Raw genomic sequence first — 25,184 nt, 5'->3', positions numbered from 1 at the left:
GGATGGTTGCGGCGGTCTGCTCATGGCTACGACGCCTTCTTTGTTCGGCCCGCATCCGAATGTCGGCGCTCTTTCAGTTCAAAATGGAAAGATAGGGGAGGTTTGGCAACCAGTCTTCGGGCTTACCTTTCATTTGTAAACCGCTGTGCCTATACTCTGGGAACCGCAAGGAGGTGCCAGAAATGCTCAGCCGATATCTGATGTTCTTTGTGCTTGCGGGTGTTGTCGCCTAGCCTGCGAAATGCTACGTACGACCGCAACGGCGTGGGAGGTGAGCGATGAAGGACGGTTTGCATACGATCCACGGGCAGACGCGCTGCGGTCTCTTACATGCCTTGGCTCGTTCGCGCAGAGCATTAGGACCAGTCATGTTGACTTGGCTGATTAGCGCCTGTGTTCCTCTAAAGACCGAACAAGAATCGACTGCCGACATCAAGTCGACGGGGGCTGCGGGTCCACAGTGCCAATGCACTAGAAGCTATGCTGAATACCCGCTTTTCCCACAGAACAATCCCACTACCAGTTTCTACGCGTGCGTCTGCGGGTCCGCAATGTGCGGCATTGTCGTTGGCGGCCACTCCGCGTCGCCGCCGGTCGCCATTTCCTGCACGAAACTTGGGCCGTGAGCACCACACTAAGGGCTCCTCGCAGCGGTCAGCAGATCAGCGCAACGGTCGAACTACGATCTCGGGCCCAATTCGCCGTTGTCCTCGAATCCGGCAGATTGGCCATTCGTTGAGTGACTGCTCAACCTTGGAAAGAGACGCCGAGGGCGTTGATGGCCACCGGCCGCAGTGGGTCGCGTCGACTTCCTGCCCTGAATTCGGCCCCTCACTTGCGATCTCGAATTTTTGCGGCGATTTATTTTGATGCGGGCCCGGGCAGTTGCCGGGGTGAGAACCACGCCAATGCCGCTTGTCACCCTGATCTGACCGGTAAAAGCGATCGGTGCCTCAATCACTGAATTGACCCCGAACCGGCGCTTTTTGATAAGACAGTTCTAGATGCCTCTGGGCCCTCGATTCTTGCTGGTAGAGTCCAAGGACCTGTTCATTGGCAAGAATACTCGGGGGACCAACTTCCATTGGCTTGACAGCGCTTGCATTTGGCTTGGGCGCAATGGGTTGTCCAAGAGAGACATTTGCTCACGCCACTGCCGCGCAGCCAGTGCCGGTGCCGTTGTCGCATTCACTTCAGGAGGCGTTGTTCTGTCCGCTGGGTAATTTTGCGAATCGAACGCGGAACAGCCACAAAGCGCAACCGTAAGGACCGAAAGTAACGCCGATGCAGAGGAATGTTTTCATTGCCTGCGTCCAAATTATCGAGATCGCGAACTAGAGATCAAACGGAGGCGAGGGTAATCCGTATCGGACACAGAAGTCGGAGCGCCGTGGAAACGTCGATTTGAAGTCGCTATAACATTGGTTCCGTGCCCGATCAAAATGTAGACCTTGTACATTCAGCGTTCGGCGATCTTTAGAAAAAGCGGATATTTCTTGTGCCGCCGCCGTTGTGGCAGACCTCTCGACCTATAAAGACACTGAAGTGTTGAGTCATTGCAGGAATTGGCTAAACGCGGACCACGATCTACTTAGATCGCCGTCAACTCGTACATAAAAGCATCTATCTCTGCAGACGTAGCAATTCCCATATAACTGACCGATTATTTTTAAGTTCTGAGTAACTATCGCTGATCCAGAGCTTCCGGGTTCAGTATTGCCTTCGGCAATTAGGCTGTGAAGGTATTCCGACTTCGGAAGTCCAACTGAACTGCAATAGTTCATGTGCTCCTGAAAGTCACCGATTCCCCGTGAATAGGACTGCGACAGCAACCCAGGATGAGAAACTCTGTGAAACATGTAGTCGTTATACAGTTGGATGCCAAGCTGCCATCCAAGCGCAGTCCTTTCGCCGCCAACAGCTGTCACCTTAAAGAGTACTGCATCGCTTTCAAATCTTGCAGCAAGCAAACGCGCCTCACGGCTCCGTGGCAGAAGTAGTAGCTCCGCATTCCCGAACATCACCGGTCCGCTCGCGTTGCAGGTCGTTGTGCGGTAGTCCCATATCACCTCAGTTGGAGACACCTCCTCAGGCGACGCGTTTCGTTTGGGCGGGTTGCCATCAGAAACGAAACAATGATTTGCCGTAAGGATGTAAAAGCCGTTAGGGTCACGCAGACTAGCGATTCGTGTGCCGGTACAGAACCCTGAGACAAATGTTCCTCTCCCTCTGCCGACAATGGTGGAGAGTAGTACGGTCGCGCTTTCGAGCTTTCTGACAAAATCAGAGGCATTTCTATATTGGGTATTAGTGTCATTTTTACATGAGCTATCTATTGCGACATGGCGCGGTGTTGCCGGAAGCGCAATGGGAGAAGCCTGGAAACTGGAGCCTTTTACGAGAGGCAAGTTTGCCTCGCCAAGTTCGAACATTTCCATGACTAGATCCACAACGACACGTCCATTCTTCGAATCGGAGTCGATCTGGATCCAAAGCGTATCTCCGGCAACGATTGGCGTCCAGTTCGCGTCGGCATTTGAACGTGAGACTGGCATTTTTAAAGAAATATTGCTTCCCCAGACGCCTATCCGAGTCGTGCTAGATAAGCCCGTCGTTTTCACACGAGCTCGCAACATATATGCATCGTGGATCTTTATCCTAGCGATAAAGGTGTAAATATGGCGAACAGGATCAAAGCTTGCCGGAGCAATGCGGTCGAGTGCCAGCACCGCCTCCTTCGGCAAAGTACGACTGATCCCATTCAAGACAGGCGATAGGAACTTAGAATTGTGGTTTGATATGTAAAGTAGTTGCTCGCGTGCGGCCTTTGATGCCGGCTCCAAAACCGCAAGGAACGGCGTGTTCTCGACCGTGACCTTAGCAAATTGAACCGCTTGTGCAACTGTCGCCCGTGTAGTGACTGCTTCTGCCTGCGTGACGTCTGTCTTAGTCCCAACGATTTTCCAACCCGACGTCTCCATTTTGAGAGTGACCTCGAAGGATACATCAGTGAGGGGGATCTCAGTAAGTGAAGGGACCCTCACCATGTTCGCCAGGGGAATAGTTGAAACGCGTTCTGGACCGTCGCCAAGTTCTCTCGCGACGGTAGCTTCCCAATCTGGGCGCCGCCCGGTTATTCGAACACGAGCTTTTGCTTCGTCGTGTGCGATTTCAGCGAGTTCTGATACCTTGGTATCCACGAGCGCGATTTTGCTTTTCTCAAATGCCACGTCCCCCGGGCTGTCACTGCCAGAGTACGTCACAAGTTCATTTGCAGACTTCGCGTCTCCAGTCTGGACTGCCTCGACAAACCTGCGTACCGTTGATACTGGATCTGCTTGTGATTCACTTGCCCCGTTAGTTTGTTGCGCTGCCGACGTTCGTGAGAATATTGGCGAAAAAATGCTGCCGATTGCGACCGCAAGGCATAACAACATTTGAGTGATGTGCACGCTGGTCACTCCGATGTCATGTTATGAAAAGTGCCTGCCAATGCAATCATATGGTTGCTGTTGCGAGCCGGGACAATTCATTTCGAGCACTCCATTGCAAACGTCGGAGAATTGGAAACCAGTGGAGGAGAGGACATGACGCACTGCAATGCGCGGCATTGACAATTGAAAATGTAAAAGGTCGAATTTTGATGCGCTCTTGGATCTCTCATTGGTGTCTCTACGCAACAACATGCCGCCGGCAGCCCTTATCGGCGGACAACTGTCCAGATGGAGCTTGTTGGGCAGCCGTCGCGCAAACGGTGTCAGTAAGAGTTCCTAACCAAAAAGTTAGCAGGAGCAACGTTCTAAACCATCTTTCTAATGTTTTTCATTTCGCACCTATATGGAGCGATCTCTTGGTGTTGCCAGGCGGCTCCTCAAAAATAGCACTATGAAAGCAATGTAGACCTACCAGTCGCGCCATGCAAAAGCTTAATACTTCGCGTGAACCTGCCCGCCACGACCGGGCTCATGCTTCGATTGGTGAAGCTGCGCACGAGGACGGAAGAAGGAGGAGATTGTCGACGATCTCGGCGATAAAGGCATGTATACCAACCTTCCGAGAAGACGTATCGCGCCGTGTGCTATCTCATCAGAACCAGCCGGTCCAATTTCGATTTTGGCCTCTTGCAAGTCAACCGTAACCTTTGAAGCTGTTACATGGCGGTCTGACGCTCAGACGCGGTTTGCAGCGAAGGGGTTTTCGCAGGGGGCATGGCTATTTCGATAAGATCGATATGGGGTATCCATTTAACCGGAGGTGATCGCATACTACCCGGCATGGAGATCCCAATCGCAGGCATTGACTACCCTCGTTCCTTTGGCGAGTTCCAGACCTGGTTCCAGTCCGACGCCGACTGCTTGGACTACCTGGAGTGGCTGCGCTCACGCGGGCGGATGGCGGCTGGGAGACGGTAGGGTCATGTGTGCGGACTGTGACACCCGAACATCCGTGACGGCGGGGACCATCTTCGACCGAACCCGTACGCCACTCACAGTTTGGTTCGCAGCTTGCTGGAACTTCGCCTGCGGCAAGGACGGAATCTCGGCCCTGAGCCTGAAGCGGACTTTGCAAATCGGCTCGTGGCGCGAGGCGCATCGCCGGCGATCGCTGAACCCGCCCCTTGAAAGCGAGCTCGCTCAAGCCACTAAACTGGGTCGAGTGCGGCAGCTCGCAGGGCGTCGAATAGGGTGCTCAGCGCCTGTCTCTATCTTCGGTGGAGGGCGACAAATGGAATGAACGCCCCCAACCTTTCGACGTCATCCTGCAAACTTCGATTCACACTTTTCGTTGCTCAAGTCGGCTTTGTACTCATATGCTCCGGGTTATATGCTCTGCCATGCATGAGCACCGCCCAGATTGTTCGCGCCATCTTGTTCGCCATCGCTACCGTGACGACATTCGATGGTCGTCGCGTCTGCAACTGCTCGACCCATGGCCCCGTCTGCTTGCCATGGAAGAGTACGCTGCGTGCGCCGTCGATCAGGAGCGTGCGCACGTGTGTATCGCCGCGTCGACTGATGCCCAGTAGCTGGACCTTTCCGCCAGTACCTATCTGCTTAGGGACGAGGCCAAGCTAGGCGGCAAACTCGCGTCCGGATTTAAATGACTTCGCGTCTCCCATTGTCGCAACCGTCGCGGTGGCCGTGAGCAGGCCGACACCGGGAATCGCCGCGATCGCTTTACAGGCGTTCATATAAAATCATCTTGGCCGCCAGCCAAGATGGTTGTCGGTAAACCGGCCGTGCTGCTTGACGCTGTCCACTTCGGCAACGGCCCAAGAGCTCGGCTCCGACCTATGAAGCCGCAATTCGAGTCCCAAGGTAAAGCAAGAAACGGCAAATCCCGTCAGACTGGTGCGGTCCCGTCTCCAAATCAGCATTGAGATCATTGTGGCGAGACTTATACGGACTTCCCCGACCTTGCCTTTTCCTTTTCAGCGACTACGCTAGATTCTTGTTAAAGGCGGTTAGAAGGATGCCAGCCCAAAAGCCGTAAAAATATCTTCTTGCAACGCTTACCGTAAGTCCCGAATGTCAAAGAGCGCGGCGCAGATGACCACGGGGTCTTGCCATACACGTAAGCCGAGGGTTACATGCTTAGCCGCCAATTGGTCAGTTTGTAACGCGCCGCCGGGCAATTAGTCGCTCGCCCGTATTCGCTTTGCGGGTCAAAGTCTGTATCGGCAACGCGTGCAGAGCACTAAATGAAATTGGCGACAATATGTTCGATCGAATGCCACGCCCGGTAGGAAAAACCGCGACGTTTGAAAATCGAATCGGCAGGCAAAGCCGATTTTCGAATGCATGGGAGGCGCATGAACGTTCCAAAGTTAATGGCATATCTCACCGCTGCAGCGCTATATCTCTTACCTTTCCCAATCCACAGTCTACCTTGTTTTGCCTTTTGCGGCGACGATTTGATAAATGTTCAAGCAGGCGGCGGAATCGTAGACGAATACCTGGCGACGCCGACTATAGACCATTTCGATGACGCCTTAAAAAGACGGAGCGAAGAGACAATAGAACTCGCAAGGAAGGTTTTGAATGGAATTCTAAGCGATAAGTTGAAAGAGCTTGACGAAATGGCGAAGAACAGCATTGACCTTGCTGAGAAGAGACTTAGGGCAATCAGTAGCGATGCATTGAAAGATTTAGACGCCGTATTTTCGCAAAATATCGACAAAATCAAGAAAGCGCTGGATGAAAGTGAGGCGAATATCTATGTGATATTAACGACGATCATCGCTTTTCTTTCTCCCTCATTGATTTTAGCCTCGACCGCGGCGGCTTTAATTGCTGTATTTGTTGTGTTTCTTATGAGAAAACGCAGAAAAAATGCCGCCAGCTTTGAATGGAGTGCACTCATTAAAATAAGCGCGGTAACGACCGTCTTTGGAATCGGGCTGGCCGCTTTCAGTTTCTTCTTCATTTCCCATCTATTCCAGTTCTATAACGAGAAGCAAATGTTCAGGGCGCTGGAGGAAAGAAGAATAGTGGACGCTGTTTTTTTCGCTCATGCACTAAATCGTTCCGATGGAGGCAACAAACGATATAAAAATTATGAAAGACGTGTCTTGCTGTTGCAGGACATCGTCTTCAGGCCTCAGCGCGCATCGCAAGACGCAGACGATATGCTTGTGCGCGCGATGGAAACAGTTTCTTCCGTTTTTAATGAAGAACAAATTTTTGATGAAGCCTCATTCAGTCTTATCCCTGTGATTTATTGGACAGGTCACAAGAACCGGATATCCGAATTCATTGCTGCACAACTGGCCGCAGTGGCATTGCAAGAAGGCAACACAAAGGAAAAATGGCCAGTGACGTCGATCTTTGAAGGAACAATGCGAACAATTATACGAAACTACTTGATGTTCCCGTTGAGTGCGGAGGAAATCGCTTTCGGTGAGGGGGCGTGGAAACAGGCAACCGAAGCCCTTCCGCTGAGTGTCAAGCCTATTGATCCCGCTTCTCTACTCTCCCGCTTGGGCGATACTTCACAAGTCGAATACTCGGGCAGGGTTCGAGCATTGTCGATACATACGTCAGACGCGTACTTTCATGTTGTTGACACTATATCAAAAAGAAGTTTAATGCTTTCTGCGACTGATCTGACCGACTTGAAAAAATATATAGACAACATTCTCTCGGAATGGGACGCGTTTCTTAATTCAGCTGAATATAAGCATAGTTCGAAGACGGAGAAAATATTTACTCTCAAGTCTCCAGTTGCACTGTTGGGCCGGATCGCGGATTATGCAGTGGCGCTCCAGAAAAATGAGATTCGATCGGCGCCTAATCTGTCATGTCAAGGGTATGTTCCTGAGAGCGACGATCGGGACGAGCAAGATCGAAAGACAGACAGAAACCTACGGACCATCGCGGGATTCATTGCGCCGACAAGAAGCCTTGACACAATTATTGACAAGCTAATGTCGGCCCTAGTAGATCAGAGGCTCAAGGATAAGCTCCCCTATGCTGCAGTTCTCGCATTGCGTACCGAGGTCTTGGCGGCATCACGACGTCTCACTAAAGACTTATATGAGATGGAGGATGAACTCGTCTTCACTCGGCTACCCGAGGACGCAATCATCACTGATTGCCTGAAGGTGTTGCCGAAGAATATGCAGTGCGGGATGCCCCTGCGTGGCGACATTTAATCAGCGCCGTGCCCGGAAAACAATGAGAGCGCAACGGTCGCTACGTGCGTCGTTGCTACGCAGTGGGGGGTGGCGGGTCCGCTTTTCGCCCCCTCCGTTTGCCCAGATCTGAGCAAATTCAAGACTTCATCTGTTAATCGTCTACCTATATTGAAAAAGTCAGCCGAACGCGTCGCTTCGCTAGGGATCGTCGTGTGTGAGTCAACAGACGCGTCGTTAGGCGCGTTATCGAAGTGTCCAAACGGAAAATACCCCATGCCGGCATACCAGACGTTAGGTGCAAAGCCTCTAGACAGTCTGCGATCGGCTTTTTCTGTAGCCAATCTTGTCCCGACATCTTAGGGGGAGTCAATGACGAACAAGGTAATGTTGCGCTATGCCGGGATGGTTATTTTGACGTTGGCAGTATCTGGCTGCGTTAAAGGTTGTTCGGGTTCGATTTCGGTTTCCGGTCTTCCTTGGAGCGACAACAACGACGCCAAGAAGGAGTGCGAGAATTGCTACAACGAATGTGAGAAAAACGCCAACCAATGGTTGTGCAAGCAAGGCTGCGCAAGCTCTCAAGCATGCAAGAAACAATGAGACCGTTGATATGCTTGCCTCGTGCGGTTTGCTCCGCTTGCGTCCCACAAAATCCTTGTCGGGGTGCAGCTCTGCGATTGGTCTTTGTGAATCCGGTCGTTGTCGCGACGCCCACGCGCGAACCTTGGCGCACGCCTAACCAGCGTTCTTCTAGCCGCGTTTCGGCAGCCGCGCGCCGCTTTTGCCATTCGCTATCGCTGATGTCGTTTCCGAAAGCACTCGCGTAGGCTCATCGTCGCGAGAATGAGCGAAGACACCATCCTTGCCGGTCCAGTACGCGATACACATAGCTCGTCCAGTTCTGCGGCGGCGCCCAGGAAGCTCACGCCGCAACATCTCCGCTTGCAACTTGAAGGCCGACGCGGCAACTTAGTCATCCTCGCCGATGTGACTCTCCCGTAAGCGCACGCATGCTACCTTCTCGAATCGAGGTTTTGCGAATAGGAGTGCCATAAAAGCGGCCTTTGGCGACCTCACCTGATCGTCCAGTTTCTGCCCATTCTCGACAATTTCCGCATAATCACTCAACCGGGCGATCGATTCTTTAAGGCACGCACGTAGACCGAGGATCGAGCGGTGCGATGGTTTGACCTCGACACCGTTCCGGAAACGGCTCTTTCTTCGCTACTTGATTAATTGTTGCATTCAACTACAACAGAAGACGACAACGAGGGGAGCAAACATGGCGCGGGGAATGTGGTCGACCGAAGTCCTGCTAATCTTCGCGCTGACAGCCTGCACGGCCCAATCATTGCAGATACTTCAGCCGCTACGTCAGGTCGACGACGAAGGCAACCCAAACATAAGCGCTGTCGTGCCCGCATGGGAGGCAGAGTTGTATTGTGACGCTCCGTACAGCCCATTTAAGGGTATTGACGAACGGCATTCTTGGACGGAAACCATTCCCCCCGATATGAAGCTGTGTCGCGTCGATACCGAGCTCCTTACGGGGCCCTCGCACGCTTGGGCATCCTGGTCTCTTGCTGCATCTAACAGAGTGCAATTCTCGTGCAAGGCGAAGAATGGTCCATGGTTCGACCGCTTTGGCGGCGATGTCCACATCCGTTATCGGGTTTGGTATCTACGGACTGAAACGCCACCGGGTAAACAAGACATTATTTTCGATAGAGGTATTTGCCGACCCGACAAGAATTGGCGCATCGATTCAGACGGCCCCGTGTAACCGTAGCGCTATCTGATGTAAGTGACGGCAGCGGAACGGGCGGGTAGTCGGACCGTTCAGCGGAAGAAGTCCGGCTTTCCCACGGCATGCATCGAGCGCCCAACTTCGAAGAGGCCGGCACCTGCTAAGGGCCAGGTACTAATTGACGTGAGCGGCGGAATCGGGCGTGACCGGGAAACGGTGGAATCGGTGGGGATGGTGGTGACGGGCACGATGGAGGCTCCGGTGGAATGCCTCGGCGAAGAAATCGAACGCCAGACCAAAAAGGCTGAGGGTCCTAAGCTGATTGCACTTGCCGGCACTCCAAAGCAACAGACTACGAGGTTCTGGTCCGAGCCGTGCACCGGCTTGTGCGCAAAATCCGGGGGGCCACGGCGCTGATTTTCGAGGAGGACAAGCCGATTAGTCGGTCTACCAAGCTCTCTTCGGTCGGGTGCCCGTTGTACCCTTACAAAAAGGCCGTTGCATCTCTGACGCCTCTACTGTCGGCAATGGGTCGGTTCGCACGTCGCTTTTGACGGACGGCACCGCGTACGGACGCCCCGCAGGCCCAGACGGTGAAGAGTTCACGCCGACTACAACGCTACCCGTTTTTCAACCGCTTGATATTGACGTCGAGTGGAAGGTGTTGCCCGTCGATCTAATGTACGCGATTTTGCGACTTCCTGACCAGCATGAGCAGCTTCAGAGCTGGCTGGCTGGTATCGGAGAGTTCGACGACGACTACCCCGACCACACCGACTACTTTCGCAAGAGGAGGCGAGGATATTCGAGTCTCGGCCTCCAGGCCTCAGACTTGGCGCGGCAGGTCCGGAAGCACGTCGGGATGCCGCTCGAAGACGATCCTGCGCCCAATGGCTGGAACCGGGACCAGGGGCTGAGAGAACTGATACGACAGATCGACGCGGCGCAAGCTGAGTATGATCGTCGGCTCGCTGAAGTCGCAGCGAAAACGCCTTCTGTCTCCACGCCCGAATAGGGGAGGCTCCGAGACGGTGCTTGTGTGGCCGTTGTACTATAAAAGCGGCCATTTCGAAGGAGACATGTCGAGCGGCCGGGTTGGGTCGCACGCAGTCGGCCGACTCTCTAGCCAGACGGCAGCGCCGTACGCGCATCATCTCAGGCGCCGACCGGCCACTTGCCATCATTGAGCGTGATCGGACGTTGCCGTTCCGATTGGCGGCTCCAATTGCGAATAAGGCCGCCGACTGAATTCTTGCTCGGGAGGACGTAGACGGCAGAGATCGACGCAGAGCGCAAGTACTGATCCTTTAGAAATAGTTCCGGGACCCGGTTACCAGCCAGTGGTGCGCGGTGCGTTAAGGACGTTTCGCGGTTGTCCCGCGACATACGCACCAATGTTCTCCATCAGTTGATCGGCGAGCGCCTGAATGGCCTCTTCGCTGGCCCACGCGACGTGAGGCGTCAGAATGAATGCGGGATGATCTAGGATTTCATTCAACGGATTGGCTTCCGGCAGCGGCTCCTCAGTGGCGACATCAAAACCCGCGCCGGATATCGAGCCGTCTTTCAGCGCACGAACCAGTGCCGCTTCATTCACCAGTCCACCGCGCGCCGTGTTGATAAGAATAGGGCGTCGCTTCATTCTTGCGAATTCAGCATCGCCGATAAGGTCGCGGGTCTGATCGTTTAGCGGGCAATGCAGCGTGATGATGTCGGATTCTTCGAGTACGCGGTCGAACGGCGTGTAGAGCATGCCCATGTCGTTGCGCCCCTTGAACGACGAGAAAAGCACCTTCAGCCCTAATGCTCCTCCAATTTCGGCGGTCGCCTTTCCCAACGCGCCATCACCGACGATGCCGAGCGTCGAGCCCGTCAGATCCTTGATGGGATAGTCGAAGAAGCAGAACTGTCCGGACGCCTTCCAGCGACCCGCCTGCACTGCCGAACGATAAGCCGTCAGGCTGCGCCTAAGCGCGAAGATCAGCGCGAAGGTGTGCTCAGGGACAGTGTGCACCGCGTAGTTGCGAACGTTGCAAACCGATATGCCCATTGCATCGCAGGCGTTCATGTCGACGTTATCAGCGCCGGTTGCCGCGATCGCGACCAGTTTCAAGCGTTTCGCATGAGCGATAACGTCGGCGGAGAGCTTCACTTTGTTGGTGATGACGATATCGGCATCGCAGACTCGTTCGCGCACCTCTTCAGGCTTGGTGGATTCGAACACCTCAAATTTGTTACTGAAGGGCAAACTCTTCAGGCGCGTATTGGGCGGAATGGTCGATCGGTCGAGGAAGACGACACGGAGCGGTGACGATGATGAAGTCATGTTCTGTCGGTTGCTTCGGCTGCGGTGGTGATGAGGCGCTTCAAGGAGCGATGCGTCGGTTCGAACGGAAAGATGCGCGTACTCAGTCGTCACCCGGTCCCGATGCGAGCTGGCGTTTCAACGTGTCGCGGTCGAGCGCCTCTTCCCATTCGGCGACGACGATCGTCGCGATGCCGTTGCCGATGACGTTGATCAGCGCACCGCCTTCCGAGATGAATCGATAAATGCCGAGCACAAGGACGAGGCCTGCGACGGGAATGCCGGGCACCGAGCTAAGTGTCGCGGCCAGTACGATGAATGCGCCGCCGCTGACGCTCGCCGCGCCCTTGGACGTGAGCAGCAGGACAAGCAGAAGCGTGAGCTGGTGACCAATGCTGAGTGTGCTGTCCGTCGCCTGTGCGATGAAGATCGCGAGCACGGTCATGTTGATGCAACTGCCATCGAGATTGAAAGAGTATCCAGCGGGAACGACGAGACCGATGACGGATTTTTCGCAGCCGAGTTTTTCGAGTTTCGCCATGAGCCGAGGCAGCGCCGACTCTGAAGAGGACGTGCCGAGCACGAGCAGCAGCTCCTCGCGGATGTAGCGCAGAAAGGCGATCAGACTGAATCCTGCGAGTCTGCAGACCGTGCCGAGAACGACGAACACGAACACGAGCCCGGTCAGATAGTAAGTCAGCAGAAGTTGTCCGTACGAGCTGAGCGAAACGACGCCGTACTTGCCGATGGTGAACGCGATCGCACCGAACGCGCCGATCGGTGACGCGTACATCACGATGCGCACCATGTTGAAAAAGGTGTTCGCGCCTGCATCAATCACGAAGAGCAGAGGCTTGCCGCGTTCGCCGAGCATCTGAAGCGCGAAGGCGAAGATGATCGAAATGAACAGTACTTGCAGAATGTCGCCCTCGGCCAACGCGCCAAACACCGTCGTTGGAATGATGTGCGACAGGAATCCAACGACGCTCTGGTCGTGCGCGGCCTTGGTGTACGCTGCGATGGACGAGACGTCGAGCGTACGCGGATCGATATGCATGCCGCCGCCGGGCTTCATCAGATTCACCGCGACGAGACCGATGGCGAGCGCGAGCGTGGTCATCGCTTCGAAGTAGATGAGCGACTTGATGCCGACACGTCCCACCGACTTGATGTCGTTCATGCTCGCAATGCCGTGCACCACCGAACAGAAGATCAGCGGCGCGATCATCAGCTTGATGAGCTTCAGAAAATTGTCTCCCAGCGGCTTCATCGCTTCGCCGACAGACGGATAGAAGTGCCCGAGAAGGATTCCGAGCACGACCGCCAGTAATACCTGGATATACAGATGCTGGAACCACCGCTTGCGCGGCCGGGAAATGGGTTGCGCCTCGACGGGCGCTTCCGTTGCGATGTTCATGATGTGTCTCCTGCTACGTCGTTGAGAAGCGGGTCGACCTATCTGCCGTTCACCGCTCGATGTGGACCGTCTGTTACACAAGTTCGGATATTTCGATGAGGTTTAGATCGGGATCCCGCACGTAGACAGAGCGAATTCTTTGAGTGGCGCCTGTGCGTTGCACCGGGCCTTCGATGATCGGCCAGTTGCATTGCGCCAGATGAGCGACGACATCGTCGAGCGGAACCGCCGCGATGAAACACAAGTCCAGCGCGCCCGCGACCGGAAGATGCGCTTTCGGCTCGAACTCGGCCCCGCGAACATGCACGTTGATCTTCTGATCGCCGAAGCGGAACGCGATGCGCCCCTCGCCGAAAGTCTCGAGCCGCATCTGCATGACTTCGGTGTAGAAGCGCTTGGTAGCGTCGATATCAACACAGGTGAGGACGAGGTGGTCGAGATGGTCGATGAGGTTCACGTTAGACTCCCCTGCCGGGTTCGAATGTCGAAACGTCGGAGCTTTCTTGTCGTCGTGTGCCCCGCATCCTGCGCGTGACAAAGAGCAGAATGACGAGCGCCGCGACACCAAACGCCGAGATTAGTCGCAGGCCGCCGTCGAAACTGCCGGTGGCATCCTTGACGAGGCCGACGGCATACGGATTGACGAAGCCAGAGAGATTGCCGAGTGAGTTGATGAGCGCGATGCCGGCCGCAGCGGCAGCCGGTCCTAGCAATCGGGGCGCGACTACCCAGAACACCGGCAACGCCGAGAACACGCCGAAACTTGCCAGGCACAGCAGCGCGAGTTTGAGCACGGGCGCGTTGACGATCGTCGAGCCGGCCAGTCCGATTGCAGCGAGCGCCAGCGGAACGAGTAGATGGAAACGCCGCTCATCGGTGTGATCGGAGTGACGGCCCCATAGAATCATGCCCGCCGCGCCCGCGACAAACGGCAGCGCGCTGACAAAACCCACTTGCTGGAGGGTCAAATCGAATGCGCGTACGATCTGCGGCAGAAAGAAGCTCAATCCGTAATTGAAGCCGGTGACGCCGAAGTAGGCGAGCGCGGTCAGCAGGATCACCGGACTCTTCAGCAGATTGAGTATGCCGCGCTCGACGGCCGTCGCGCGGTTTGCGCGTTCGGCGGCCAGCGTCGATTCGAGCCATGCGCGTTCGTCGTCGTCGAGCCATTCGGCGTCCTTCGGCGAATCACGCAACACGCGCAGGACGACGAACGCGAGCACGAGCGATGGCACCGCCTCGAGCAGAAACATGATCTGCCAGCCAGCAAGGCCGAGCCATCCGTGCAGGCTCATCAGATAGCCGGAGAGCGGCGAGCCTATCACGCTCGCTAGCGGCATCGCGGCCATGAAGCCGCCTATCACGCGCGCGCGGTGCGTCGCCGGAACCCACAGTGTCAGGAAGAACACGACGCCGGGAAAGAAGCCGGCTTCGGCCGCCCCGAGCAGTACACGCACTGCGTAGAACGACGACTCGCCTTGAACGAATGCGGTCGCCGCTGAGCAGAGGCCCCAGGTCAGCATGATGCGGGCGATCCAGCGCCGCGCGCCGACACGTTCCAGCAGGATGTTCGACGGAACTTCGAAGATGAAGTAGCTGACGAAGAAGAGTCCGGCGGCGAGCCCGAAAGCCGATGCGGAAAGACCGAGGTCGCGGTTCATCGTGAGCGCGGCGAAGCCGACGTTCACGCGATCCAGAAAGGCGACCACGAAGCAGATGGTCAGAAGCGGCGCGAAGTGGCGCAGTAGTTTGCGCATCGTTCGCGATTCGATGTCGTTCATGCTCGTCTCCTGCATAGGTCGATGATGGGATCGGTGTGGCTCTGCGGCCTCATCCGATCAGCTGATACGGCGGCTTCGATGCGGCAACGCCAACCCAGCGATCGGGCTTTGGAACGAACGGATGCAGTCGTCGAGCAGACAGCCGAGGTACGCCGTGCGCATGTCGCGCTCGCCAAATGCAATGCTCGACACATTGCCGAGCCGCGAGCGTCCCGGCGTCTGCATGTCGGCGTGTTGCAGCGTGCCCATGCGTATGCCGCGTGCGATGCGGTCGGCGTGTTCGGCGTCGGTATCGGCGAGGATCACCTGCACCTCGCCATCGGGGCGCACGAGCAGCACGCGATTGCTCGCAATGCAGGTCAGCCACAGCCCGCCGTGCGCGTCGAAGGCAAGGCCGTCGGGGAGATCGGCGCCATCGAGCTGCGCGACGGTTTCGCGCGGACCGAGCACGGGCGCTTCCTGCTTGCCGAGCAGCGGGAAGCGGCTCACGCGCTGCGCGTAGGTTTCGTTCACATACAGCCAGTTGCGGTCGGGCGAGATCGCGACCTCGTTGGTGTAGCCGAGTCCGTCGGCGAGAATGCGCGCGCCGTTCTGATCGACGACACCGATGAAACCGTCCGGCACCGAGTGGTTCCACGCCTCGCTGCGCGGAATCTTGCGCGTGCTGACGGTGAACCACAGCACGCCGTGCTCATCGACGAAGAGGAAGTTGCTGGGAGGAAGCGCGATGCCGTCTACGGCATCGAGCACGGTTTCGAGCTTGCCCTGCCTGTCGATGGAAAAGAGGCCGCCGTGCGCGTGGCCGAGATCCGCGAAGAGCACGCGGCCATTCGGCGCGAGCGCGATGCCGTTCGGCACATAAGCGCGCTTCGAATCGCGCGGCTCGATCAGCCGGTGCGTGAGCGCGCCATCGGACGCGATGACCGAATAGCCGCCTTCGCCGTGCGCGGCGATCACCGTGCCGTCGTCGAGCGCAAGCACGCATTCGGGTCGTACAAGGCCGCGCGCGACCAGCTTCAGATCGCTGAACGACACGTGGAAATCGCGCGAAAGAGGATAGCTTTGCATGCCGTCGCTCCCTCAGTCCGCTTGCGCGAAGGCGCGTTGTGCCGGCCGACCGTCACTGGCGGCGCACGGCATCGCGTGCAGATCGAGACGACGCCCAGCCTTGAGCAATTGACTCGGCACGTCGTGCCCGATCAAACCCGGCAGCAGTGCCGACGCGCACAGCAGCGCGGACAGATCGACGCCCGTGTCGTAGCCGTCGAGTTCGAGCATGTGAACGAGTTCTTCAGTGCAGACGTTTCCGGTCGCGCCCGGCGCATACGGACAGCCGCCCAGCCCGCCGAGCGATGCATCGAAACGGTCGATGCCCGCATCGAGCGCGGCGAGCGTGTTCGCCAGAGCCATGCCGCGCGTGTTGTGAAAGTGCAGCGTGAGTTCCAGCGTGGGAAAGCGCTCGCGTGCCGCCGCGCACAACGCGCCGACCTGCGACGGGAACGCCATGCCGGTTGTATCGCAAAGCGTGACGCCATGCACGCCGTGATCGGCGAATCGCTGCATCCACGCGAGTACATCCTCCTGGGCGATGTCGCCTTCCATCGGGCAGCCCATCGCGGTCGAGAGCGACACGTTGATCGCCACGTTCGTCTGCTTCACGACGCCGATCACATCGCGCAATTGCGCGAACGACTGCTCGCGGCTCATGCGCAGATTCGTGCGATTGTGGCTTTCGCTTACCGACATCACCAGATTCACTTCATCGACGGCGCACGACAGCGCGCGTTCTGCGCCACGAATATTCGGCACGAGGACGGTGTAGACGATGCCTTCGCGCCGCGCGATGCCGTGCATCACCGCCTCGGCATCGCGCAGCGCGGGAATCGCTTTCGGCGAGGTGAACGAGGTGACTTCGATCTTCGCGTAGCCGCACGCGCTCAAGTCGTCGATGAGAGCGATTTTCGCGTCGGCATCGACGAATTGCGCTTCGTTTTGGAAGCCGTCGCGGGTCGCGACTTCCTGGATATGCACACGCTGGCCAGTCATGGAGCGCTCCTGTCAGATGATGCCGCGCGCACGCCATGCGTCGCGGGTCGTTTGGTCGATGCCGATGCGTTCGAGCACCGCGTCCGTGTGCTGGCCGAGCGTCGGCGCTTCGCTTTCGACCGTGCCGGGCGTCGCGCTCAGCTTCGGAACGATGCCCGGCACTTGCACGGGCGTGCCGTCGTGCAGATGCGCATTGAGGATCATGTTGCGCGCGCGATAGTGCGGGTCGCTCGCGATATCGGCGACGTCATAGATCTTGCCCGCCGGAATGCGCGCTTCGTTGAGCGCGGCGAGCACGTCGTCAAGCGGCTGGCGATTCGCCCATTCGGCGATGGCGGCGTCGATACGCTCGACCTGCTTCACGCGGCCGTCGTTCTGTGCGAGGGCGGGATCATCAGCGAGATCGCGGCGGCCGATCAGATCCATCAGGCGGCGGAAGATGCTGTCGCCGTTGCCCGCGATCAGCGCGTATTTGCCGTCAGAGCAGCGATACGCGTTCGACGGCGCGATGCCCGGCAGGCTGCTGCCCGCCGGCTGACGCACCGTGCCGAACACGGAGAACTCGGGCAACAGGCTTTCCATCATGTTGAAGACCGATTCGTACAGCGCGACATCGATCATCTGTCCTTCACCGCCGTTCTGATCGCGATGACGCAGCGCGAGCAGAATGCCGATCACGCCATGCAGCGCGGAAAGCGAATCGCCGATGGACACGCCCACGCGCACCGGCGTGCGGCCGGGTTCGCCGCTTAAATGCCGCAAGCCGCCCATTGCTTCGGCGACGACACCGAAGCCGGGCCGGTCGCGATACGGCCCAGTCTGGCCGTAGCCCGAGACGCGCAACATAACGAGATCGGGATTGAGCGCGTGCAGTTCGTCCCAGCCGAGGCCCCACGCTTCGAGCGTGCCGGGGCGGAAATTTTCGATCAGCACATCGCTCTGTGCGATGAGCTTTCGCGCGACGTCTTGTCCTTCGGGCGAGCGAAGATCGAGCGTCAGCGATTCCTTGTTGCGGGACTGCGCCGCCCACCAGACCGACGTGCCTGCATGAAGCAGGCGCCATTTGCGCAGTGGGTCGCCCGTGCCGGGCGGTTCAATCTTGATGACCTGCGCGCCGAATTCGGCGAGCATCTTTCCAGCGAAGGGACCGGCGATGAGCTGTCCCATTTCGAGCACGCGTATGCCTGCGAGCGGCTTCGTCACAGCTGTCTCCTATGAAGCGTCGTCATTGATTGCGATGCTTCACTGTGAAACGAACCGGCCGCGCTGAAAATCAATGAATTTTCAACGACCCTTTCCATTTTGGAAAGGCACTCGGAGCGTTGTCAGGCATGCGTTTGCGCGGACATGAACTCGAACAGACGGGCGGCTTCGGGCGAAAGCTCATCGCGCGAGCGGGTGCCGATCCAGAGCGTGCGGTCCGCCCAGTCGTCGAGGAGACGAACGGGGCGAAGGCCGGCCGCGAGAATCTCGGTGCGCACCGCCGCTTCCGGCAACACGCCGATGCCGAGTCCTTGCTCGATCATTCGGCAGATGCCATCGAAACTGCTGACCTGAATTCGAACCTTGAGCGTGCGTTCGGCGCTGAACGCGGCATCCAGCAGCCGCGCGAGGAGCGAGCTGCCTTCGTTGAGACCGACGTACTCGTAATCGAGCGTGTCGACGAATGCAACGTGTTCGCGCGATCCGAGCGGATGTTCGTTCGGCACCAGCAGCACGAGCCGGTCTTGCCGATAGACGACCTTGGCGATGTTCGGCGCGGGCACGTTGTCCGCGAAGATGCCGATGTCCGCATCGCCAGTCGTGACCGCCGCGACGATATCGCCGCTCAGACGCTCTTCCAGCGATATCTTGACGCTCGGGTTATCGGCGAGAAAGATGCGCACATCACGCGGAAGGAACTGCACGATCGCCGATGTGTTCGCCCACATGCGCACATGACCGCGCACCCCGACGGCGTAGTCGCTCATCTCATTGGCCATGCGGTTCACGCGTTCGACCACCTGACGCGCATGCGCCAGAAGACCCTTGCCGGCCGCGGTCATTTCGACGCCGCGCGGCTGGCGCAGCAGCAACGTGCAGCCGGTGCTGCGCTCCAGATCGGCGATGCGCTTGCTCACCGCCGACAGCGTCATGCTGGTGCGGTCGGCGGCGCGCGTCAGACTGCCCGTTTCCGCGACGACGATGAAAAGGCGCAGCGAATGCAGATCGTAATGAAAGTAGCTGGTCATGTGTGGCTTCACGTGGATCGTGCCGTGTCGCCACTGTAACGGAAACGCCTTTAGCTATGGCGCGGCCCTGCTGAGCGCCGGCTCGACACGAGGAGCAGCTGACTTCCGACGATCGCGGACAGCGCGCTCTCAGGACGTCCTCAGCTATGGAAGCGGAATCGCTTGCCATTAGACCGAACAGTAGCGGTGCAATCGCAGTGGCCGCTCTCGTTCGTATATCTGCCGCTGATCACTTGATGAGTTGAGAGTCTGCTCAGGGTCGTAATGCCTAGTTCGCCGTCCCCGGAAGCCGCCGTTCAAGCGAGCCGCATCGCGAACGACAGCTAACAGGCAAGCTGCGGCCGCACAGTCGGTGAACATCGAACGTCCGCGAAGGCCGAGACTCGGGCATTCGGTTTGAGAAAGCACCCGGCTGGACGGTAGAAATTCGTTTCTGCACTGCGTGTAGCTGCTCAAAACCGGTGATGAGGCTCTTCGGTGTCTGCCGCGCGGACATCATCGCATCGTCGTGCGTGTGTCCTGATGCTCTCAATTCGGGCGAGAAGCTACACACAGCCGTTGCACGCTGCACCAGGTTCTGGCTTCCAAGGATCAGGCAGATTGAGGTCTCCCGCCAATCGTAAGTAAGACGGGGAATTGTGCGGAGAACATCGCCAAGCTGCTCTCGGTCACCGCCGGTCATGGCGACATTTTCAGCCAAGACACGGGCCGCAAAGGCTGTACGAGCCGCCTGCGGAGCGGCTGTCGGACCGAGAAGCAGGATCACGGGCGGTCTTCGCCTCTCGCTTTGAGCCAGTCGATGAAATCCCGCATGTGGACCGGCTTGTCGGCGTCGAGCGGAACCAGCACGTAGTAGGTCGCGCCTTTGCAGGTCAACTCGGGGAACGGCCTCTGCAGGCGCCCCAGCGTGCAGTCAGATTCCAGCGTCGGGAACGGTCCAATGCCGAAGCCGAGTCCGTCGACCGCGGCCTGCAGGGTCACGAAGAAGTGATCGAAGCGTAAGGTGCGGCTCGCACGAAGGGCAGGCTGGCCGACGGCGTCCGTCCATTCCTCCCAGTCTCTCGGACGCGATTGCGTCGTCAGCCATGTTTCTGCCGCAAGCTGTTCCACCGACGACAGCCGCGCAGGAGTGATCAGCGCCGGGCTTGCAATGACCGTGTTGCGCTCCTCGAACAGGGGCGAGGCCTGGAACTGTCCGTCGGCGGGCACTTCCCGGCGAATCGCCAGGTCGAAACTGCCCCTCAGTGCTGAATCGCTTGTCAGGGTCGTCGACACGCGCACATCCACGTCCGGATGGATTGCCGTGAACAAGGGCAGCCGAGGAATCAGCCAGCGCATTGCCACCGTGGCCGCCGCGCTCACCCGGATCACCTTGTGGTCGTGACTCTTGCCATAGCGCTCGGCAGCGTCTGCGATATGGTCAAATGCCCCGCCGATTTCGCGCGCGAATGCGCGCGCATAGCCGGACGCCACCATGCTCTTACCTTCGAGCGCGAAAAGAGGCTGGCCCAGCCATTCTTCGAGGATGGCGATATGACGGCTCACTGCGCCGTGCGTCAGATTCAGTTCACGCGCGGCCGCCGAATAGCTGCCCGCGCGCGCCGCGACCTCGAACACCCGCAGCGCATTGAGAGGGGGAAGTCTTGATCTCATCTGTGAGTTTTTCTTTCAGATATCGCGAAGTTATTTCGGTTGTGTGAGCGAATTGCTCATCATACGCTGACGTTTCCAGATCACTTCACAGCAAAGGTATTCGAATGAGCCGCGCGTTCCACGTCAATTCCCGTAGCTATATGATGCCCTCGGAGCCCACTATCGTCGTGTGCGTCGACGGTTGCGAGCAGGAGTACATCAACCAGGCGATCCTCTCCGGCAGCGCGCCGTTTCTCGCCAGTCTTCAAACCGCCGGCACCGTCCTCGAGGGCGATTGTGTGGTGCCGTCGTTCACCAATCCGAACAACCTGTCCATCGTCACTGGCGCACCGCCGTCGGTGCATGGCATCTGCGGCAATTTCTTCTTCGACGAGGAAACCCAGGCCGAGGTCCTGATGAACGACGCCCGCTATCTCCGCGCGCCCACCATTCTCGCGGAGATGTCGCGCGCCGGCGGACGCGTCGCCGTGGTGACAGCGAAGGACAAGCTGCGCAGTCTGCTGGGTCATCGGCTGGAAGGCATCTGCTTCTCAGCGGAAAAAGCCGATCAGGTGACGCAGCGGGAGCACGGCATCGAAGACATACTCGACCGAGTCGGCATGCCGGTGCCGTCGGTGTACAGCGCCGAACTCTCAGAGTTCGTGTTCGCCGCGGGCGTCTCGATCCTGAAGAAGGAGCGCCCCGACCTGATGTACCTGTCCACCACCGACTACGTGCAGCATAAACATGCGCCGGGCACGCCAGAAGCCAACGCTTTCTACGCGATGATGGACGGCTACCTGAGGCGGCTGCACGAAGCTGGCGCGGTGCTCGCGATCACAGCGGATCACGGCATGAACGCGAAAACCGATTCGGTCGGACGGCCCAATATCGTGTTCCTGCAAGACCGGCTCGATGCGCGATATGGCTCCCACGCAGCGCGCGTCATTCTGCCTATCACGGACCCGTACGTGGTCCATCACGGGGCGCTCGGCTCTTATGCGACCGTCTATCTGCGCGATGCCGATGACGCGCGCCAGGGCGATGTCATGTCCTTCATCGCGTCGATCAGGGGCGTGGAGGCGGTACTGACGCGTGCGGAGGCGAGCACACGATTCGAATTGCCCGCGGACCGGATCGGCGAGCTGGTCGTGCTCGGAGAGCGCCTCGCGGTGCTCGGCAGCGCGGCGCAACAGCACGACCTGTCCGGACTCACGGTTCCCTTGCGCTCGCATGGCGGCCTGTCCGAACAGCAGGTGCCGCTCATCTTCAATCGCAAGCTGCGCGGAATCGACGATGCGCGGCGTCTGCGCAACTTCGACGTAATCGATCTCGCACTGAACCATCTCGCCTGAAGACAATCGGCTAGCGTGGCAAAGACTGCGCACGGCCAGGAGACAGCAATGCCCTCAGATTCGACTGACGCCTTGCAGTACACGTCCGAACGAAGAAACGCCTCGTTCACGCACTACAAGTGGCGCGCGCTCGTAGGCGTCACGTTCTGCTACCTGTTCTATTACACCGGCCGGCAGACGCTTGGATTCGCCGTGGCGGGCATTCAGCACGATTTCGGCCTGTCGAAGTATGAAATCGGATGGATCAGCGCAACGATGCTTTGGTGTTATGCCGGCGGCCAGTTCATCAACGGCAATCTGGGCGACAAGCTGGGCGGCAAGGCCATGATGATTGCCGGCGCCGTGCTTTCGGTGGCGGCGAACTGGCTCTTCAGTTTCGGCCATACATTCATGTTTTTCCTGCTGGCTTGGGGCCTCAACGGGTATTTTCAGTCGATGGGTTTCGCGCCGGGCAGCCGCTTGCTGACGAACTGGTGGGACCACACGCATCGAGGCTTCGTCTACGGCGTGTACATAGGGTTCTCCGGATTCTCGTCGGTGCTCGCCTATATTTTTCCAGTGGTGATACTCGGCGCGATGCAGCTCGGCTGGGTGTGGATATTCCGTCTTGCTCCGCTGTCGATGTTGTTGGGCGCGCTCGTGCTGCTGCTTTTCGTGTCCGAACGGCCCGCGGCCAGCGATTTCCCGGGCACGCACCAATCGTCGGCCGCCGCCACGTCAGCCGGCACGGAACGGGAACTGACGAGTGCGCAACGCTACGCGCTCGTCATGAAAGACTGGCGGCTCTATATCACGGGTTTTGCCATCGGCTTTCAGAATGCGGCCCGGTACGCACTCGTGGTCTGGGTGCCGGTTCATTTTCTCGGTCTGGACTGGAAGACCTCGGCGACGCTGATCGATCCGAAGTGGATCACGGTGGCCTTGCCGATCGGCATGGCGCTCGGCTCGCTCTCGAATAGCTGGATTTCCGACGTGTTGTTCCAGGGACGGCGCTACGTGGCGATCGTCTGGTACATGGTGCTCGCCTGCGCGACTGCGATCCTGATGATGTTCGTTCCACATGGCAGCGTTACCGCGATTGCGCTGCTTTTCTTGTGCGGCTTTTTCGTCTTCGGCCCTGCGTCATCGTTCTGGGCGCTCTGTCCGGACATATTCGGACGACGCGCCGCCGGAACCGCGACAGGCGTCCTCAACACCATGTCCTACATGTTCGCGGGGATCGGCGAGCCGGTGATTGGACATGTCATCGATATGACCGGTCAGACGTCGATCATCTTTCCGATCGTCGCGGGGCTTTGCGCGGGCAGCGCAGTGCTCTCTTTGCTGATAAAGCGTTGACGAGTCGCGCGCCGCGCGGACATTCCGCTTCGTCGACGAAAATTTTCGGGCTCTTCCATGAACGAAGACGGGCGACCGGGTGGTCGATGCCATGAACGTCAAGTCAGCCTGCCAAGGAGATACTCAATGAATGACATTTATCGGTATGACGCGTCTGTGGATGGGCCATCCGCCTCCGCGCATCGCGCAGGCAAGAATTCCGTGTCCCGGCGTCGCCGCAAGATGCTGCTCGCCGCAGCCGCAGCCCCCGCGTTATCCGTGCCGGCAATCGGCTTCAGTCAGTCTTCGCCTCCTTCGCCATCGATTGGAGACCGGCCTGCGGCTGCAAGCCCGGAGAACGTTTCAGGACGTGAGCGTGGACAGAACATCACCGTAGTCATCGGCGGTTCGACGGGGGTCGGAATTTCCTATCTGCCGTTGATCGTGATGGTGCATAACAAACTGCTGGAGAAGCACGCGGCCTTGCTCGGGATCCGCGTCAGGGCGCAATGGCAGCGGTTTCCGCGCGCAGCGGCCATGTATGACGCGCTCGTGTCGGGCCAGCTCGACTTCGCTTCCGGCGGCGTCAGTCAGTTGCTGGCGAGCTGGGACAAGACGCGCACGAGCGTCAAGGTGAAAGGCGTCGGTGCGCTAGTGTCGATGCCGATCTATCTTGTGACGTCCAACCCCTCGGTCAAAACGATCGCGGACTTCACAGCGAAGGACAGGATTGCCGTGCCCGAGGTGCGCACATCCATTCAGGCCGTCACGCTGGCGATGGCGGCGGAGCAGAGCTTCGGCAAGGGCCAGGTCAGCAAGCTCGACCCGTACACGGTTGCGCTTGGTCATCCTCAGGCAATGAAAGCTTTGCTGGATGGAAACACGGACATCGACGCTCACTTCAGCGCGGCACCACTGATGTACGAGGAGATGGCGGCGCCGGGAATCCACAAGGTCCTCGACAGCTATACGGTGCTCGGCGGTCCGCACACATATAACGCGGTATGGACAAGCACGCAGTTCCACGATGCCAATCCCAAAGTCTTTGCGGCGTTCGTTGCCGCGCTACGGGAGGCTCACGGTCAGATCCAGGTCGATCCGGCCGGCGCGGCCGCCCTCTGGAAACAGACCGAGGGCGTCAATGACATGTCGGCCGCGCAGATCGAGCGGATCATCCGCGATCCCGAGATCGAGTGGACGATGACACCCAGAAAGTTCATGACCTTCGCGTCTTTCATGAACGAGATTGGACTTCTCTCGACCAAGCCCGACAACTGGCAGGATTTCTTCTTCGCCGACGTCAACGGCCTTCCCGGAGACTGAATGCCGGCTTGAATTATCGCCGATAACTGGCACGCACATATCGACCTATGTGGGGGTAAGAAGGATGGATCAGATCAAACAGGAGCCGGCGCGGTTTCGCGAAGAGGCCCTGCGGATCGACGGAGAGCGGGTGTGGCGCGACCGGGTGGCTAAGGTTTTCAATCCGTACACTGGCGATGTCGTTGGCACCGTTCCGATGGCTTCAGTGGAAGACGTACGCATGGCCTGCGATGCGGCGCTTCGCTACAAGCCTACGCTATCGCGCTTCGAGCGCGCATCGATCCTCAATCGTGGGGGGGGGGGGGGGGGGGGGCGCCCCCGCCGGGGGGGGGCCCCGCCCACCCCGCCCTCACGGGTCTTGCCCGATTGCAACCCCCGCCTGATCTGGGGGGGG

General features: G+C 58.3%; 16 protein-coding genes and 2 pseudogenes. 7 read left to right on the top strand and 11 right to left on the bottom strand.

Annotated features, from left to right (window positions below; all coding sequences use genetic code 11):
* Positions 1-1,553: 1,553 nt before the first annotated feature.
* Positions 1,554-3,452, bottom strand: a complete 1,899-nt coding sequence (locus NCT05_RS33135; RefSeq protein ID WP_250504274.1) for a hypothetical protein — start codon at positions 3,450-3,452, stop codon at positions 1,554-1,556.
* A gap of 1,337 nt (positions 3,453-4,789) precedes the next feature.
* Positions 4,790-5,185 (bottom strand): annotated as a pseudogene (locus NCT05_RS33130) (transposase); the annotation flags it as partial.
* A 627-nt stretch (positions 5,186-5,812) separates the two neighbouring features.
* Between NCT05_RS33130 and NCT05_RS33125 the strand changes: the two are divergent.
* The 3 genes from NCT05_RS33125 to NCT05_RS33115 all read left to right on the top strand — a co-directional run bounded on the left by NCT05_RS33125 (position 5,813) and on the right by NCT05_RS33115 (position 10,398).
* Positions 5,813-7,654, top strand: coding sequence for a hypothetical protein (locus NCT05_RS33125; RefSeq protein ID WP_250504273.1), 1,842 nt, complete (start codon positions 5,813-5,815; stop codon positions 7,652-7,654).
* A gap of 351 nt (positions 7,655-8,005) precedes the next feature.
* Entirely contained in the window at positions 8,006-8,236 is a 231-nt protein-coding gene (locus NCT05_RS33120; RefSeq protein ID WP_250504272.1) for a hypothetical protein, read from the top strand.
* Positions 8,237-9,933: 1,697 nt separating this feature from the next.
* Positions 9,934-10,398: a hypothetical protein gene (locus NCT05_RS33115; protein WP_250504271.1), complete on the top strand. Its 465-nt coding sequence runs from the start codon at positions 9,934-9,936 to the stop codon at positions 10,396-10,398.
* A 315-nt stretch (positions 10,399-10,713) separates the two neighbouring features.
* On the opposite strand, the gene NCT05_RS33110 is transcribed toward NCT05_RS33115, so the two are convergent.
* From NCT05_RS33110 to NCT05_RS33070, 9 genes are all read right to left on the bottom strand, one after another.
* The gene (locus NCT05_RS33110) at positions 10,714-11,709 is read right to left on the bottom strand and encodes a D-2-hydroxyacid dehydrogenase (RefSeq protein ID WP_250504270.1); all 996 of its coding nucleotides are present in this window, start codon (positions 11,707-11,709) and stop codon (positions 10,714-10,716) included.
* A gap of 82 nt (positions 11,710-11,791) precedes the next feature.
* A complete protein-coding gene (locus tag NCT05_RS33105) occupies positions 11,792-13,105 on the bottom strand; it encodes a dicarboxylate/amino acid:cation symporter (protein WP_250504269.1) in 1,314 nt (437 codons plus the stop codon).
* Positions 13,106-13,178: 73 nt separating this feature from the next.
* Positions 13,179-13,562 (bottom strand): VOC family protein, encoded by a 384-nt coding sequence (locus NCT05_RS33100; RefSeq protein ID WP_250504268.1) that lies wholly within the window; start codon positions 13,560-13,562, stop codon positions 13,179-13,181.
* Between the two features lies 1 nt (position 13,563).
* Positions 13,564-14,886: an MFS transporter gene (locus NCT05_RS33095; protein ID WP_250504267.1), complete on the bottom strand. Its 1,323-nt coding sequence runs from the start codon at positions 14,884-14,886 to the stop codon at positions 13,564-13,566.
* Positions 14,887-14,943: 57 nt separating this feature from the next.
* The gene (locus NCT05_RS33090) at positions 14,944-15,954 is read right to left on the bottom strand and encodes an SMP-30/gluconolactonase/LRE family protein (RefSeq protein ID WP_250504266.1); all 1,011 of its coding nucleotides are present in this window, start codon (positions 15,952-15,954) and stop codon (positions 14,944-14,946) included.
* A 12-nt stretch (positions 15,955-15,966) separates the two neighbouring features.
* A complete protein-coding gene (locus tag NCT05_RS33085) occupies positions 15,967-16,932 on the bottom strand; it encodes a hydroxymethylglutaryl-CoA lyase (protein WP_250504265.1) in 966 nt (321 codons plus the stop codon).
* Between the two features lie 12 nt (positions 16,933-16,944).
* Positions 16,945-18,135, bottom strand: a complete 1,191-nt coding sequence (locus tag NCT05_RS33080) for a CaiB/BaiF CoA transferase family protein (RefSeq protein WP_250504264.1) — start codon at positions 18,133-18,135, stop codon at positions 16,945-16,947.
* Between the two features lie 122 nt (positions 18,136-18,257).
* A complete protein-coding gene (locus tag NCT05_RS33075; RefSeq protein ID WP_250504263.1) occupies positions 18,258-19,163 on the bottom strand; it encodes a LysR family transcriptional regulator in 906 nt (301 codons plus the stop codon).
* A gap of 762 nt (positions 19,164-19,925) precedes the next feature.
* Entirely contained in the window at positions 19,926-20,816 is an 891-nt protein-coding gene (locus tag NCT05_RS33070; RefSeq protein ID WP_250504262.1) for a LysR substrate-binding domain-containing protein, read from the bottom strand.
* A 104-nt stretch (positions 20,817-20,920) separates the two neighbouring features.
* Here NCT05_RS33070 and phnA point away from each other — a divergent pair, with 104 nt between their 5' ends.
* From phnA to NCT05_RS37120, 4 genes and pseudogenes are all read left to right on the top strand, one after another.
* Positions 20,921-22,150 carry a phosphonoacetate hydrolase gene (gene phnA / locus NCT05_RS33065; RefSeq protein ID WP_250504261.1) on the top strand — a complete coding sequence of 410 codons (1,230 nt, stop codon included), beginning with the start codon at positions 20,921-20,923 and terminating at the stop codon, positions 22,148-22,150.
* A gap of 48 nt (positions 22,151-22,198) precedes the next feature.
* Positions 22,199-23,488 carry an MFS transporter gene (locus NCT05_RS33060; protein WP_250504260.1) on the top strand — a complete coding sequence of 430 codons (1,290 nt, stop codon included), beginning with the start codon at positions 22,199-22,201 and terminating at the stop codon, positions 23,486-23,488.
* Positions 23,489-23,614: 126 nt separating this feature from the next.
* Positions 23,615-24,790 (top strand): ABC transporter substrate-binding protein, encoded by a 1,176-nt coding sequence (locus tag NCT05_RS33055; RefSeq protein ID WP_250504259.1) that lies wholly within the window; start codon positions 23,615-23,617, stop codon positions 24,788-24,790.
* A 64-nt stretch (positions 24,791-24,854) separates the two neighbouring features.
* A pseudogene (locus NCT05_RS37120) lies at positions 24,855-25,082 on the top strand (aldehyde dehydrogenase family protein); the annotation flags it as partial.
* Positions 25,083-25,184 lie beyond the last annotated feature (102 nt).

It is taken from the genome of Caballeronia sp. AZ7_KS35, assembly GCF_023631045.1.
Lineage (GTDB): Bacteria > Pseudomonadota > Gammaproteobacteria > Burkholderiales > Burkholderiaceae > Caballeronia > Caballeronia zhejiangensis.
This window is presented reverse-complemented; position numbering and strand designations above follow the sequence as displayed.